Origin of the sequence: Sphingomonas sp., assembly GCF_041661825.1 — a bacterium.
Taxonomy (GTDB): domain Bacteria; phylum Pseudomonadota; class Alphaproteobacteria; order Sphingomonadales; family Sphingomonadaceae; genus Sphingomonas.
Window position 1 is genome coordinate 1,066,815 of record NZ_JBAZTU010000001.1, and the last position, 13,286, is coordinate 1,080,100.

Sequence of the window (13,286 nt, forward strand, 5' to 3'; positions counted from 1 at the left end):
GCGAAGGACACCATCATGAAGCTCCTCCATGTCGATTCAAGCATTCTCGGCCCGGGCTCGGTGAGCCGTCACCTCTCGGCCTCGATCGTCGCACAGCAGCAGGCGCTGCACCCCGGCATCGAGATCGTCCGCCGCGACCTCGCGACCGATCCCGTCGATCACCTCTCCGGCCTCCACCTCGCCGCAGCCCAGGGCGCCGTGCCCGAAGCCGAGCCGCTCCAGCGCGACCTCGCCTCAGGCCAGGCAGCGCTCGAGGAATTCCTCGCCGCCGATGTCGTCGTGGTCGGTGCGCCGATGTATAATTTCGGCATCCCGAGCCAGCTCAAGGCATGGATCGATCGCCTTGCGGTCGCAGGCCGTACTTTCAGCTATGGCGCCAATGGTCCCGAGGGCCTGGCCGGCGGCAAGACCGTGATCATCGCCTCGTCGCGCGGCGGCTTCTACGGCGCGGACACCCAAGCGGCATTCCTTGACCATCAGGAAACCTATCTGCGCGGCGTGTTCGGTTTCTTCGGCATCACCGATATCAGCTTCATCCGCGCCGAGGGTGTCGCGATGGGTGAGCCGCAGCGCCAGCAAGCGATTGACAGCGCCGAGGCGGAGATCCGCAAGCTGGCGGCGTAAGGCCGGGGTTCCGCGAGCGTTGGTCTCCAGGCGCTCGCGGCACCCTTCCTCCTTTCCCGGCGGAGGCCGGGATCCAGTTGGGGGACGATCCTTGGCTGGCGTTACACGCCGTAGGTCAACCTTTCCGACTGGGCCCAGTACCGCCGGAGAGGGTGAAAGTGGGTACCACTTGACACTTATATCCGACTCGCGCATAAGTAATATGCGAGTTGGATATAAGGCGTCGGGCGATGGACGAGTCGGAATTCCTCCAGGAATATGATCCCACTGCCTATGAGCCGCTGTCGGTCGCGGTAGATCTCGTTCTGATGACCGTGGTCGATGGCGCGCCGGCGGCGTTGCTGGTGCGCCGCGCCGACCATCCGCATCTCGGCCGCTGGGCGCTGCCCGGCGGCTTCGTGAAGCCCGACGAGAGCCTGGACGATGCCGCGCACCGCGTGCTCGCGACCCGCGCGCATATGCAGGGCGCCTGGGTCGAACAGCTCTACAGCTTCGGCGCGGTCGATCGCGATCCGCGCATGCGCATCGTCAGCATCGCCTATTTTGCGCTGCTGCCCGCTGAACGCTTCGCCGCCGCGCTGACGGCAGCGCCCGAGCTGATGCTCGCCACCATCGCGGTGCCCTGGGCCGGCGAAACCGGCGGCCCGGTCGAGGCACGCGGACCCGACGGCGCGGCGCTGCCGCTTGCCTTCGACCATGCCGATATCCTTGGCCTCGCGATGCTGCGGCTGCGCGGCAAGCTCGACTATTCGGCGGTCGCCTTCGCGCTGCTGCCCGACCTGTTCACGCTCCGCGCGCTGCAGGATGTGCATGAGGCGATCCTCGGCACCCCGCTCAACAAACCCGCCTTTCGCCGCCGCATGCTCGATCGCGGCTGGCTCGAACCGACCGGCAAACGCGAAACGGGCGCGTCGTTTCGCCCGGCCGAGCTTTTCCGGCACCGCACCAATGTCTGACCGCAACTTTCCACGGGGAGAATGATCATGGCTTATATTCGGAATTTCGGTTTCCTCGCCCAATTGCGCAGCGATGCGAGCAACCATGTCATCCGCTATCGCAACGGCCGCATGCGCCAGAGCGGACGCGGGCTGGTCTTCTGGTTCAGGCCCGAAACCGCCAGCCTTGCCGAGCTGCCGATGGACGACCGCGAGATGGCGCTGTTCGTGAAGGGCAGAAGCAAGGATTTCCAGGCGGTCGCGGTGCAGGGCACGCTGACCTGGCACGTCACTGACCCCGAGCTGCTGGCGAGCCGGGTCGATTTCACCATCGGCGTGTTCAACGGCGTGCTCAAGAGCGAGCCGATCCAGCAGATCGAGACGCGGCTCGCCGGCCTGGTCAACCAGGCAGCGCTGCAATATCTGGCGCAGGCGCCGGTGCGGGCGCTGCTCGACGCAGGGCCGGAGCCGCTGCGCAAGGCGCTCGAGGCGGCGCTGGGCGGCGACCCGGCACTGGCCGAGATCGGCATCGGCATCGCCGCGATCCGGCTGACCAATCTGGCGCCTTCCAGCGAGCTCGAACGCGCCTTGCAGACACCGACCTTCGAGGCGCTTCAGCAAAAGGCCGACGAGGCGACCTTCGAGCGCCGCGCGCTCGCGGTCGACAAGGAGCGCGCCATTGCCGAGAACGAACTGGCCAACCGGACCGAGCTGGCCCGGCGCGAGAAGCAGCTGATCGCCGAGGAAACCGGCAACGCCCGCGACCGCGCCACCGGCCTGGCCGAGGCGCAGCAGATCGAGGCCGCGGCCGAGGCCGAGCGGATCCGCACGGTGGAAAGCGCGCGAGCGGAGACCGAGCGCGCGCATATCGCGATCTACCGCGATCTGCCGCCGGGGGTGATGCTGGGCCTCGCTGCGCGCGAACTGGCGGGCAAGCTCGACACGATCGAGCATCTGAACGTCACGCCCGATCTGCTCGCTACCTTGATGGGCGAGTTCCGGCGTGAGGCAGTCGCTCTGCCCGCCCCCCTGCCGGCGGCGTGAGCCATGTCCACGATCACCCCTCGCGCGGTCTTCGTGACGCGGGAGACCGATTATGAGCTGCTGCTCGCGCGCCATGCGACGCGCGAGCAGGCGCGCTTCTTCCTGACCACGCGCGGGCAGCGGATCGAGGATCTGGAGCGCCGCCACGACCAGCTCCACGCCGCGCTGCGTGCGGCGCGGGCGGCGGTGCCGGATAGCTGGCGCCAGGCGCTGGTCCACCGCGCCGATCTCGACCGGTTCCTGTTCGGGCCGGAGGATGCGGTGGTCGCGGTCGGGCAGGACGGGCTGGTCGCGAACGTCGCGAAATATCTTTCGGGCCAGCCGGTGTTCGGCATCAACCCGGCGCCTGACCTGTATGATGGCGTGCTCGTGCGCGTACCGCTCGACCGGCTCGGCCTGCTACTGCCCGCCGGCATGGCGGGCGACGCCGCCGCGCAGCACCGCACCATGGTGGAGGCGACGCTCGATACGGGCGAGCATCTGCTCGCGCTGAACGAGATCTTCGTCGGCCATCGCAGCCACCAATCGGCGCGCTACAGCCTTGCCGCCGGTCCGGCGCAGGAGGACCAGTCGTCGAGCGGCCTGATCGTCGCTTCCGGCACGGGCGCCACGGGCTGGGCGCGGTCGATCATGGAGGCGACGCATCAGCCGCTCGCGATCGGGGTGGAGGAACGCGCGGTCGCCTATTTCGTGCGCGAACCCTTTCCCAGCATCTCGACCGGCACGGCGCTGCGCGCGGGACGGCTGTCGGACGCCCCGCTGGCGGTCACCTCGCGGATGAACGATGGCGGGGTCATCTTCGCCGACGGGATCGAACAGGATTTCCTGTCCTTCGACTGGGGCCGGCGCGTGACGATCGGGCCCGCGGGCCGGGCGCTCAACCTGATCACCGGCTGACCGCGCGCCCTAGTATGTCGCAGCGCGATCATGCTAGCGGGGCGCCGCACGGCGCTGTCATCGGGAAGGCGCCGCCCGGGAGAGTTTTTCGATGCGTGCGTGGTTGGTTACGGTTTTAGCGGCGCCTATTCTGCTGTCCGGTTGCGGCCCGTCCGCTCCCGACGAGAGCGACGCGCAGGGCCCGGTGCTGACCCCATCGATCAAGGCTACGCCCGACATTCCAGTCGACAATCTCATCGCCCTGCCGCCCACCGCCAATGGCGGCTCCGCTGCGCTGAAGCGCGATGCGAGCAAGGTCGAGGGGCTGGTGCATTACAGCTGCGCGGGCGGCCTGACCCTGACGGTCGATCACGATCTGGCCTGGGACGTGATGCGGCTGACGATCGATGCGAAGACGTTCGAGCTGACCAACATGCTGTCCGACACCAGCAACAACAAATACCGCTCCGAAACCGGCCGCAAGCCCGGCCAGAGCCTGATGTGGCAGACCAGGGGCAATGAGGGCATCCTGATCGAGGGGCCCAAGGCCGCACCCTCCGATTCAGCCGAACAGAAGGCAATCAGCTGCCGGCGGAATCCCTGATGCCTTCGGGCGCATGGTCGTAGAAATCGACCTGCATCCGCATCCGGCCGATCGGCGTCACCCAATGCGGCTGATCGGGCAGCACCAGCCCGGGGGCGCCCGGGGATAGAATCTGCGACAGTCCTTCATCGGCGAAGCGCAGCTCAAGTGCACCCTCGACGACGCGGATCACCCCCCATACGCCCGGCTTGGTCCGATGCTCGCGGCGCAGTGCCGCGGGCAAGCTCGTTTCATCGAACACCGGGGTGGAGCGATAGGGGGCGTCCATCTCAGGCCTCGAGCCGGATCGTGTCGGCATGCGGCGGATAGGGCGCGGCCTGGCGCGGATCGGCCGGGCGCCCGGCCAGTTCGGTCGCGAAGCCATGATTGACGTCGCGGTGGTGCGCTTCGTCCTGGCGGACCACGACGACCACGTCGCGCAAGGTCGCGTCCGCGGGCAAGCCCCAATAGTCGAGCGCGATCTTCGGCGCGGGCACGTTCTGCGCGCGGCCGGCATCGATCTCGGCGAGGTAGAACGTGTAGCTCATCACCGCTTCCTCCTCGAAATAGCCGACCACCCGGTGCGCGGTCTTTGCGGAGACGAGGTAGAGCAGGAAGAAACCGATATAGAAGGCCCATTGCACCAGCATGATCACCAGCCGCTCGAACATGGTGGGCTGGGCGACCTCGATGAAGGTCATCAGGTGCATGCGCTCATTCTCCGCTTCCTCCATCAGGGTGCGGATCCAGCCATTGTCGCCGACCATCCGGCGCAGGCAGTTGAGATGCGTGATCGTCGCGCCGACCATGCCCGGCACCGCGGCGACGGTCTCCAGCACGATCGCGCGGTGGCCATAGCGCTTGGCGAAGAAGGTATCGGCGCAGAAACGCAGCAGCTTGGTGAAGCCGAACGCGAACCGGTCGGAAAAGCCCATGGGCTGGTGGTGGATCACCGGCTCCGCGGCGCGCTCTTCCGCAAGACCCCGGTCGTCGGGGCTGAGAATATGGTTCGCCATCGCATTGCTCCTTTGTCAGATTGCCTGAGGTCGGATGGTCGGCGCGCGCGGCGGCAGCCGGAAATAGAGCGCGTATTTCAGGCTCTCGGCGATCCGCGCCGCCTTGGCCTGCAACGCGTCCGCCTTGGATGCGGGCAGCACATCGACCGTCACCTCAGCCCACAAGGCCAGCCAGCGGTCGAACATCTCGGGCGTGATCGTCGCCAGATGCTTCAGATGCGCGGCCATCGGGTTGCCCTTGTAGCGTCCGGTGGTGAGCATCACCGACGACCAGAAGGCGACCAGCCGTTCGAGATGATCGTCCCAGTCGGCGATCGCGGCGTCGAACACGGGCCCGATCAAGTCGTCCTGCCGGACGCGGGCGTAGAACAGGGGTACGAGCCGTTCGAGGTCGCTTTCGTCGGGGGTCGAGTCGCCGTGCATCGCCTGCCTCAAATCATGTACTGACGATGCATCTATTCTCGTCGCGAAAAACATGCAACAATAATACTTGATTTAATCGCGACGAGCCGAACCCCGATGCGCCTGACCCGCTACACCGATTATGCGATCCGCGTGCTGCTCCATTTGGGCACGCACCAGGACCGGACCTGCTCGATCTCCGAGATCGCGCGGAGCTACAGCATCTCGCACAACCACCTGATGAAAGTGGTCCATGACCTGGGCAAGGCGGGTTATGTCACCAGCGTGCGCGGGCGCAGCGGCGGCGTCCGGCTCGCCCGGCCGGCGGCGGAGATCAACCTCGGCGCAGTGATCCGGCACAGCGAGGACGGGTTCGACCTGACCGACTGCGCCAGCTGCATCATCGCTCCGGCCTGCGGCATGACCTCCGTGGTCAGGGAAGCGCTCGCGGCGTTCCTCGGCGTGTTCGACCGCTATTCGCTGGCGGATATCCTCGGACGGCGCGCCGACCTGATGGCGCTGCTGGCGCCGCGCGTCGCTGAAGAGGTCCGCGTGCATCCCTCCATTTTGAAGTGATCGAGCAAAAATTAACCAAAAATTAATTAATGCGCATTAAGCATATCGCGTGGGCACCCCCCTTCTCGCGCCCACAAGGAGCCCCGGCCATCCCCCTCTTCGGCCGGGGCTCTTTTCCCCAAATTCCCGAAACGGCCCTTCCCTCTCGCGCCGCTGCGCAATTTATGGGATGAAGCAAGCGTGACGAGCGGCATGGATCGCCCGGCGCGACGGACACCGACCAGGGCCCGCTGCGCCACGCGACCGGATCGCTCGAGCAAGGGAGCGGTATGGTACTTACCTTTCCGGTCATCACCTTCGGCGCGATCGCGCTCGCCATCGGCAGCGCAACCGTGCTGATGCCGATGATCAAGTCCGGGATCACACGATCGCGCAGGCGTCGCCGGTCGAAGAGCCGCAAGAATCGCCAGCACGTGCCCCGCCAGCGGATCGATCTCACCTCCCCGCCACCTCAGTCGGAGACCCCGCCCGGATCCTCGGCCGATACCGGCTAGAGTCAGCCCGGCATGGTATCGAAGACGGTCAGGCCCGGCGGCAGCACCGCCCAGTCGGGCCGGTCGCGATCGAACAGCGCCATGGTCGGGTGGAAGAAGGACGGATCGTCGAGCGAGCCGGCATAGATGGTGTGCGACTCGCTCTCCCCGACGACACCGCCGAAGATGAGGCTGCCGCAGTCCGGGCAGCGATTGCGCACTGCCTCCCCGCCGCGGAAGGCCGGCGAGCGGACCTGCACCGTCGTCTCGCCGGTGAAGCGCAGGGCGTGGGCGGGAAAGCCCATGAACGGGATATAGGCCGATCCCGACGCCCTGCGACAATCGCGGCAGCAGCAATAGCCGGCATAATCGGGCGCCGCGACCGCCTCATAGCGCACCGCGCCGCACTGGCAGCCACCGGTGATGGAGACGGGGTTTGGCATGGTTGGGATTTTATGGGCGCGCGCGAACGGCGGCAAGGCCCTCGCCAGACGGGATCGATATCCATATGCGCTCGCGCTTCCTCTCCTTTGGGAGAGGAATGATGGGCGTCGACGCTAGCGCATCAGCCCGGCGGCGCGCAGCGCATCCTCGATCACCTTCTTCACGCCGGACATTTCCGGTTGCAGGCTGGCGGCGGGCACGAGCCGTGGCGTGGCGGGTACCGGGCGCTCCTTGCGCGGCGCGGCCGGTGCCGTGCGGGCCGTTGCCGGCACCGCATCGGCAATGCCCCAGGCGGCGGCGATGAGCTGCGTCGAGCAGATCCCGACGTCCAGCATGAAGGGCATGGCGGCGCCGCATCCGTCGCCCGGGGAAATCGGCGTGCCATGGCCCATGCCGGCAATGGCATGCGCCTCGATCCGAACGCGGCCCTTGCCGTCAGTCCAGCGCCGTCTGGTGTGCCCACCGACCGTTTCGATCTGCGCGGGCTCGGCATCGATGCCCTGGAACAGGCGCCATTGCTCGACGATATCCTCCATATTGGAGGCGGCGACGGTCATGTCGGCGGTGCCGTGCCAGACCGAAAGGCTGGGCCAGGGCCCGTCGCGACCCGATGCCGTGCGGGCGAGCGCCGCGAGCGCCTCCCCCTTCGGTCCGCCATGGCCGCGCATCCGGTCGAACGCCTGGGGCACGCCCGCGGCCGTGCCATAAGGCAGCCCGGCGACGATGGCACCGCCCGCGAACAGCTCGGGCCAGGTCGCGAGCATCGCCGCCGTCATCGCGCCGCCGGCGGACAGGCCGGTCACGAACACCCGCGACGAATCGAGGTCGTGCGCGGCGAGCATCTGGCCGATCATGTTGCGGATCGACAGCGCCTCGCCCCCGTCGCGGCGGATGTCGCCCGGCTCGAACCAGTTGAAGCAGAGGTTCGCATTGTTGCCCCGCTTCTGCTCCGGATAGAGCAGCGCAAAGCCATGCCGGTCGGCGAGCGTCGACCAGCCCGATCCATGATCGTAACCGGCGGCATTCTGGGTGCAACCGTGCAGCACCACGACCAGCGGCGCGCCGGGCTCCAGCCCCTCGGGAAGATAGATGCGCGCCGCCAGATCGCCGGGATTGGCGACGGTGACCGCCATCTCGAGGAGCCGATCCGCGCCGCTCCTGCGCGGCTGTCCCATGCCCGACTGGCCCATACCGGATTGGGCGGCGGCCAGCCGCGTGATGGTGTCGGAAAGCGTACGCATCGATCGGTCCCCCGCAGGCGAACGACTCGCCCGCATATCCTTAACCCCCAATAGCGCCAATTGTTGCTGCATTGCACAATAAACATGCTCATGGTGGCATGTCCCATCGTCAATATCGCGCCGCCGCGATACGATCGCACCATGCGCGCCCTAGCCTTTTGCCTCACCGCATTGATCGCAACCTCAGCGACAGCCCGGTCCCTTCCATCGGCCCCCCTTCCGTCCCCCAAAGCGATCGACGCACAAGCTCGCGCCGCCATGACGAAGACCGGCGCGAAAGGCCTGGCCATTGCGGTGATCGACAACGGCAAGGTCACTTATGTCCAGGCGTACGGCGTCCGCAATGCCAAGGGCGATCCGCTGCTGGCCGATACGGTGATGTACGGCGCCTCGCTGACCAAGACGGTGATGGCGTACACGACCCTGACGCTGGTCGACCGCGGCGCCATCGCGCTCGACACGCCCATCGCGGACGATCTCGATCAGCCCCTCCCTTCCTATGACAGCGAAGCGATCGCGCCGGGCAAATATGGCCCGTACAAGGACCTGGCGGGCGACGATCGCTGGCGGCGCATCACCCCGCGCATGGCGCTGACTCATTCCACCGGGTTCCGCAATTTCTGGTTCCTCGAGCCGGACCAGAAGCTGCGCATCCATTTCGACCCCGGAACGCGCTTCAGCTATTCGGGCGAAGGGTTCAGCCTGTTGCAGTTCGCGATCGAAAATGGCCGGAAAAGCCAGGGGCTTGGCCAGGATGTCGGCGGCCTGACCGATGCGATCTTCGCCCGGCTGGGCATGATGCGCACCAGCCTGAAATGGCGCCCCGACTTCCGCCCGAATGTAGCCGATGGCTGGAACGACAAGGGCGAACCGGTCGAGCATGACGAGCGGTCCAAGGTCCGCGTCGCCGGATCGATGGACACCACCATCGCCGACCTGTCCAAATTCGTCGCGGCGCTGGTACGCGGCGACGGCCTGTCCCCGGCCGCGCGGGCGGAACTGGCCAGGCCGGGCCTGCCGATCGCGACCGCGCATCAATTCCCCAACCTCGCGCCCACGCTGCCGGCGGAGCAGCGTCGGAAGGATCTGGCCGCGGGGCTCGGCGTGATCGTGTTCGACGGGCCGCAGGGGCACGGCTTCTTCAAGGGCGGGCATGACGACCAGACCGGCAACACCATGGTCTGCCTCGAAAAGAGCAAGCGTTGCGTGCTGATCCTGTCCAACGACGTGCGCGCCGAGGCAAGCTACCCCGATCTGGTCCGATTCATCCTAGGCGGAACGGGCGTTCCCTATGATTGGGAATATGGCGATCACGCCGGCAAATCGGGATAGATCCGATTCCGTTATAATTTGCTGCACCGCAACACGACGAGGCGGGCGAGAATTACGATGACCCCCGAAATTCCACCACGGATGTAAGGTAACTGCCGCCGGTTCGATGCTAGCATGCACCTGCACGGCGGCGGTCCCAATTCTTCGACAGCTTGGGCTCACGCCGCCGTCGTGCACCTTTTATCGCGTCACCGGGTGGAGCGCGGCGCTGTCGGAGCGGATGCCGGCATGCCGCCGTTGCAGCAAGGAAGTGCCACCGCCCCATCAGAAATCCTGCAGAGCGCGTTTACGCTCAGCTTCGATCCGCGCATTGACCATGCGCAGGGCCAGCCTCTCCATCGCCGCATGGGGTCGGCGACCGGACCTGATTCGATCAAGGCGTTGCTCATCTTCGGCGAGCTTGGCGGCGAAGCCGGTAAGAACATGGTTCCAATGCGCGACCGTGAAAGTGTCGGCATTCTGAAAGGCCTCGCGCCTCGCCTCGACCAGGCCCTCACGCAAGTTGAGACCGAACAACTCGATCGTACGGCGACCCTCTTCGGTCTTCCCTGAGACAGTTCCGTCCGGGTGAAATTCGAGGTGGAGTGCGGGTTGTATCTTGGTCGGGTCGATCAGAAATGGCTCCTCGCTACCGAGATCCTGAGGAACGCATATGTGCGTACCCTTCACCGGGAAGCGATCCGCCTTGCCGGCACCTTGCGGATCATCGATGCCGTGCTTCCGGTAGCGATTGCAGTCGATGCACGAGGGCAGCAGGTTGGACCAATCATAGGCGAGCCAGAAATAGCCCGGGTGGTTGATCGTCCCCTTCGACGGATGCAGCGTCTGGACGGGCTTGAAATCGTCCCCGACCACGCGCCCCTTGGGGCGGAAGTGCTCGACGTCGCCAGGCTGGTTGGACGTGATGCGCGTCTCGCAATAGGCGCATTTGCCGCCGAAGATTTCCAGCAGATACCGCATGAAGCGCTTATAGAGAGTGTCGTTGATCGCGAACTCTTCATCGGCGTCGAACATCGCGAGATGATTCCCGCTCAGCGTTCGCCCCTGAAGGACGATTGTGCGCCATTCGTCCTCGTCGATTTCGGGCTTGTCGACAAAGATCATGGCGCCTCGCTCCTCGCCTCAGGCAGGGGTGGATCCGCGATGTCCGACATCTTCGCCAGATGCTCGGCGACCCGATCCGCCGCCGCTTCGTCCGCGATGGTCGGAATGCTCGTGGTCTCGGGATCGCCGGCGGCGGGATCGAGCATATAGCCAAAGGTCCGAAGCTCGGCCGCCATTGTGACAAGCTCGTCCTTTCTCGCCAAACGGCTCTTCGGATCCTCGAAGATCGCAAAATAGTCGCGAACCTTGCGTTCGAGCTCCGGGTTCCGGTCAGACTCCAGGCCAAATATCGGGCTCGTGAGAATGTCTTGCGCGCGCCGGCCATACAGATCGATCGGGTAGGGAAACAGATGCACGCCCTTCCTGTCCGGGCGGCGCTCCAACACGCGAACCTCCTCGCCATGCAGCGCGCCCGCCAGCAAGGCCGAATGCGACGTCACGATAAGCTGCAGGTTGGGAAAGTGCCGCTTCGTCAATTCGACCAGCCGGCGCTGCCAGTCAGGGTGAAGATGCGCGTCGATCTCGTCGATGAGAACGATCGCCGGCTCATCCGCCGGACTATCCGACAGCGCGCAGACGCTGAACAGCCTCTGCACCAGCACACCGACCCAATTGAAGACGGAGGCCATGCCCTGGCTCAATTCGTCGAAGGGAACGGGACCTTCCGGTGTCGTCACGCGGATCGTGAAGGTCGGGTCCAGCGGCGCGAGGCCGGTAATCTGGCCGGGAACGAGTTCGGTAATCAGACTGTCGAGGAGCTTTCGCTTCCGCCGCGTCTGATGATCGTTCCCGTCGACGTCGACCAGAGTGTTGACCAGCCATTGCTTGAAGTCGGCAAGGCGGCCATCGACCTCGCCCGAGATCAGCGCGAGCAGATCGGCAGGATCGGGATCGCCCGGCTCGGCGCGGCGGCTCGGACCCACCGGCGAGGCGGTCCGCGCTCCGCGCATGGCGGGGAACCCAAGCACCAGCGCGGTGCCGAGACCGAGCGGCGTCTCTTGAAGGCTCGACACGATCACGCTGGAGCGATCACGGAGGAGCGTCGTTCGTAATTGCTGGGACCCGATGTGAACTTCGATCAAGCCCTCTTCCGCCCCCTCGCGAAGCAACCGGGCGCCTGTCTTGCCGGCTACCGCGTTGCTGCCCGCCATCGCCAAAGCGATTGCCCGCAAGATCGTCGACTTGCCGACGCCGTTGCTTCCGAAGATCACCGACCAACCCGGAGGTCCATCCGCACCGGATGTCACCAGCGGCAAATCCAGCTCTTCGAAGGGGCCGATATTCACCAGGCGGATATGCGAGATCCGGTCGGGCGACAGGACAAAGGGCGTCTTCGTCGCCGATTCGTTGCCGGCCTCGACGCGCGCCGTGGAACGCAGTCGCTTGCAAAAGCTCGCGATCGCCGAGTGCCCGGCATCGGCCCCGTAGCTGAGCAGGGTCACGCCGAAGCGGCCCAGGGTTGACTGGCGCACGGCATTCGTCGGGTCTTCGGGGACCAAGGCGAAGTGGTGCCGGCCGACGGTGTCGAAGTCCGATGCGATCGCCTGCAGAAATGGCTCGATCGTATCGAGGCCGACACCGACGAAGAGGAAGCTATTGGTCTGCGACAAGCCTGCCAGGACACGCGAGAATTCCGGCGATCGCCGCATCTGTCGCCGCATCTCCTCGATGGTGAGCGCGATGCTCGAAATGCGATCGAAGTCGCCGAAAGGCTCAAACAGCAGGCGCGTTCCCGCACGCGAGAAAGCGGGAATGTTCGAATCGTCGCGCGGGGTCACTGAATGCAGGGGCACGTCCGCCTGCTCGACGAAGGTCTTGTAGGCAAGATCGTCCCAATTGAGATTGATGACGGCGCGCCATGGCAACTGCGCCAAGGTCTTGTGCAGTGGACTGGTCTGGCCTTCGCTCGTCGCGACGGTGTCTTTCACGGCGGCGACGAGGCGTTCGCGGGAAACCCCGGCGCTCAACGCGTCCATGAGTTTGGTGAAGCCGCCCAGCCCGGCCATGAGTTCGGCCAAGGCACGCTTCGGCTCGTTCGCGTCCATGACCTTCGCGAGCCCCGGCGGCAATTGCCGCTGGACCCGTTCCATCACGGCGTAGAGAAAATCGGTGCCGGTGAGCAGGCCGGCCTGGGCGGAAGCGCCGGAACCGAGCACCAGGACCGCGTGCTGGTCACCGAGCGCATGGACAAGTTCTTCGGGCAGATCGGGTACCGTGACCAGCGGGGCCAGCGGCGGATTGGCGGCGGCGGGAACCGGATCGAAAGTGCCCGTCCTGTTCTCAATCGAGCGAAGAACGGCGTCACCCGTCGCCTCATTCTCAAGACTGTCGCCGACAATCCTGCTCGCGGTCAATTCGTGAAGCTCACGCCGGGTTCGACGCAGCTGCCACAAGGACAAGGCAGCGGTTATGACAGCTGCGAGGACCGCCAGGATCGAAGCTAAACTGACAATGATCGCGGAGGAATCGCCCGTCACATTCTCGTCCCTTTACTCGCATTCACCCGCAGCGATGCCGCGTCGCGCCCCAACGTCTTCTATGCGGCATGTTGCGAAATTTTGCAGCTCTCGTCGCGACGTCGATCGGAATGCGCGAACAGATCATAGCCCCGCGGTTACGCGGCCGGATTTACGCGT

General features: G+C 65.8%; 15 protein-coding genes. 8 read left to right on the forward strand and 7 right to left on the reverse strand.

The features are described 5' to 3' along the window. Window positions 1-15 precede the first annotated feature (15 nt). From WC729_RS04850 to WC729_RS04870, 5 genes are all read left to right on the forward strand, one after another. Complete coding sequence (locus WC729_RS04850; RefSeq protein ID WP_372850088.1) at window positions 16-624, forward strand: FMN-dependent NADH-azoreductase; 609 nt, start codon at window positions 16-18, stop codon at window positions 622-624. 230 nt (window positions 625-854) lie between these two features. Next, window positions 855-1,580 (forward strand): NUDIX domain-containing protein, encoded by a 726-nt coding sequence (locus tag WC729_RS04855; protein ID WP_372850090.1) that lies wholly within the window; start codon window positions 855-857, stop codon window positions 1,578-1,580. Between the two features lie 27 nt (window positions 1,581-1,607). Next, entirely contained in the window at window positions 1,608-2,603 is a 996-nt protein-coding gene (locus tag WC729_RS04860) for an SPFH domain-containing protein (RefSeq protein WP_372850092.1), read from the forward strand. A 3-nt stretch (window positions 2,604-2,606) separates the two neighbouring features. Next, window positions 2,607-3,500 carry a hypothetical protein gene (locus tag WC729_RS04865; RefSeq protein ID WP_372850094.1) on the forward strand — a complete coding sequence of 298 codons (894 nt, stop codon included), beginning with the start codon at window positions 2,607-2,609 and terminating at the stop codon, window positions 3,498-3,500. Window positions 3,501-3,591: 91 nt separating this feature from the next. Next, window positions 3,592-4,083, forward strand: coding sequence for a hypothetical protein (locus WC729_RS04870; RefSeq protein ID WP_372850096.1), 492 nt, complete (start codon window positions 3,592-3,594; stop codon window positions 4,081-4,083). On the opposite strand, the gene WC729_RS04875 is transcribed toward WC729_RS04870, so the two are convergent. Genes WC729_RS04875 through WC729_RS04885 form a run of 3 tightly spaced genes read right to left on the reverse strand, consistent with a single transcriptional unit; the run spans window position 4,061 to window position 5,501 of the window. Further along, window positions 4,061-4,351 carry a DUF1971 domain-containing protein gene (locus WC729_RS04875; RefSeq protein WP_372850098.1) on the reverse strand — a complete coding sequence of 97 codons (291 nt, stop codon included), beginning with the start codon at window positions 4,349-4,351 and terminating at the stop codon, window positions 4,061-4,063. The genes WC729_RS04870 and WC729_RS04875 overlap by 23 nt on opposite strands. A gap of 1 nt (window position 4,352) precedes the next feature. Beyond that, the gene (locus WC729_RS04880; protein WP_372850100.1) at window positions 4,353-5,078 is read right to left on the reverse strand and encodes an alternative oxidase; all 726 of its coding nucleotides are present in this window, start codon (window positions 5,076-5,078) and stop codon (window positions 4,353-4,355) included. A gap of 15 nt (window positions 5,079-5,093) precedes the next feature. Continuing rightward, window positions 5,094-5,501 carry a group III truncated hemoglobin gene (locus WC729_RS04885; RefSeq protein ID WP_372850102.1) on the reverse strand — a complete coding sequence of 136 codons (408 nt, stop codon included), beginning with the start codon at window positions 5,499-5,501 and terminating at the stop codon, window positions 5,094-5,096. A gap of 96 nt (window positions 5,502-5,597) precedes the next feature. Here WC729_RS04885 and WC729_RS04890 point away from each other — a divergent pair, with 96 nt between their 5' ends. Both WC729_RS04890 and WC729_RS04895 read left to right on the forward strand, forming a co-directional pair. Continuing rightward, complete coding sequence (locus tag WC729_RS04890) at window positions 5,598-6,056, forward strand: Rrf2 family transcriptional regulator (RefSeq protein ID WP_372850104.1); 459 nt, start codon at window positions 5,598-5,600, stop codon at window positions 6,054-6,056. A gap of 269 nt (window positions 6,057-6,325) precedes the next feature. Continuing rightward, window positions 6,326-6,550: a hypothetical protein gene (locus WC729_RS04895; protein ID WP_372850106.1), complete on the forward strand. Its 225-nt coding sequence runs from the start codon at window positions 6,326-6,328 to the stop codon at window positions 6,548-6,550. A 2-nt stretch (window positions 6,551-6,552) separates the two neighbouring features. Here WC729_RS04895 and WC729_RS04900 read toward each other — a convergent pair whose 3' ends face one another. Next, window positions 6,553-6,972, reverse strand: a complete 420-nt coding sequence (locus WC729_RS04900) for a GFA family protein (RefSeq protein ID WP_372850108.1) — start codon at window positions 6,970-6,972, stop codon at window positions 6,553-6,555. Between the two features lie 114 nt (window positions 6,973-7,086). Then, the gene (locus WC729_RS04905) at window positions 7,087-8,214 is read right to left on the reverse strand and encodes a PHB depolymerase family esterase (RefSeq protein WP_372850110.1); all 1,128 of its coding nucleotides are present in this window, start codon (window positions 8,212-8,214) and stop codon (window positions 7,087-7,089) included. Between the two features lie 141 nt (window positions 8,215-8,355). On the opposite strand from WC729_RS04905, the gene WC729_RS04910 reads away from it, so the two are divergent. Next, window positions 8,356-9,546 carry a serine hydrolase domain-containing protein gene (locus tag WC729_RS04910; protein WP_372850112.1) on the forward strand — a complete coding sequence of 397 codons (1,191 nt, stop codon included), beginning with the start codon at window positions 8,356-8,358 and terminating at the stop codon, window positions 9,544-9,546. A gap of 264 nt (window positions 9,547-9,810) precedes the next feature. Here the strand turns inward: WC729_RS04910 and WC729_RS04915 are convergent, their stop codons facing one another. Together WC729_RS04915 and WC729_RS04920 are read right to left on the reverse strand one after the other, a co-directional pair. Then, on the reverse strand, window positions 9,811-10,650 hold the full coding sequence (locus WC729_RS04915; protein ID WP_372850114.1) for a hypothetical protein: 840 nt from the start codon (window positions 10,648-10,650) through the stop codon (window positions 9,811-9,813). Then, entirely contained in the window at window positions 10,647-13,127 is a 2,481-nt protein-coding gene (locus WC729_RS04920) for an AAA family ATPase (protein WP_372850116.1), read from the reverse strand. The genes WC729_RS04915 and WC729_RS04920 overlap by 4 nt, the downstream gene beginning before the upstream one ends. Window positions 13,128-13,286: the final 159 nt, after the last annotated feature.

Excerpts from the sequence above, each read along its gene's own strand:
- WC729_RS04850 (WP_372850088.1), top strand. The coding sequence starts at position 16 with ATGAAGCTCCTCCATGTCGATTCAAGCATTCTCGGCCCGGGCTCGGTG.
- WC729_RS04895 (WP_372850106.1), top strand. The coding sequence starts at position 6,326 with ATGGTACTTACCTTTCCGGTCATCACCTTCGGCGCGATCGCGCTCGCC.
- WC729_RS04915 (WP_372850114.1), bottom strand. The coding sequence starts at position 10,650 with ATGATCTTTGTCGACAAGCCCGAAATCGACGAGGACGAATGGCGCACA.
- WC729_RS04865 (WP_372850094.1), top strand. The coding sequence starts at position 2,607 with ATGTCCACGATCACCCCTCGCGCGGTCTTCGTGACGCGGGAGACCGAT.
- WC729_RS04875 (WP_372850098.1), bottom strand. The coding sequence starts at position 4,351 with ATGGACGCCCCCTATCGCTCCACCCCGGTGTTCGATGAAACGAGCTTG.
- WC729_RS04880 (WP_372850100.1), bottom strand. The coding sequence starts at position 5,078 with ATGGCGAACCATATTCTCAGCCCCGACGACCGGGGTCTTGCGGAAGAG.
- WC729_RS04860 (WP_372850092.1), top strand. The coding sequence starts at position 1,608 with ATGGCTTATATTCGGAATTTCGGTTTCCTCGCCCAATTGCGCAGCGAT.
- WC729_RS04890 (WP_372850104.1), top strand. The coding sequence starts at position 5,598 with ATGCGCCTGACCCGCTACACCGATTATGCGATCCGCGTGCTGCTCCAT.
- WC729_RS04855 (WP_372850090.1), top strand. The coding sequence starts at position 855 with ATGGACGAGTCGGAATTCCTCCAGGAATATGATCCCACTGCCTATGAG.
- WC729_RS04905 (WP_372850110.1), bottom strand. The coding sequence starts at position 8,214 with ATGCGTACGCTTTCCGACACCATCACGCGGCTGGCCGCCGCCCAATCC.
- WC729_RS04870 (WP_372850096.1), top strand. The coding sequence starts at position 3,592 with ATGCGTGCGTGGTTGGTTACGGTTTTAGCGGCGCCTATTCTGCTGTCC.
- WC729_RS04885 (WP_372850102.1), bottom strand. The coding sequence starts at position 5,501 with ATGCACGGCGACTCGACCCCCGACGAAAGCGACCTCGAACGGCTCGTA.
- WC729_RS04900 (WP_372850108.1), bottom strand. The coding sequence starts at position 6,972 with ATGCCAAACCCCGTCTCCATCACCGGTGGCTGCCAGTGCGGCGCGGTG.
- WC729_RS04910 (WP_372850112.1), top strand. The coding sequence starts at position 8,356 with ATGCGCGCCCTAGCCTTTTGCCTCACCGCATTGATCGCAACCTCAGCG.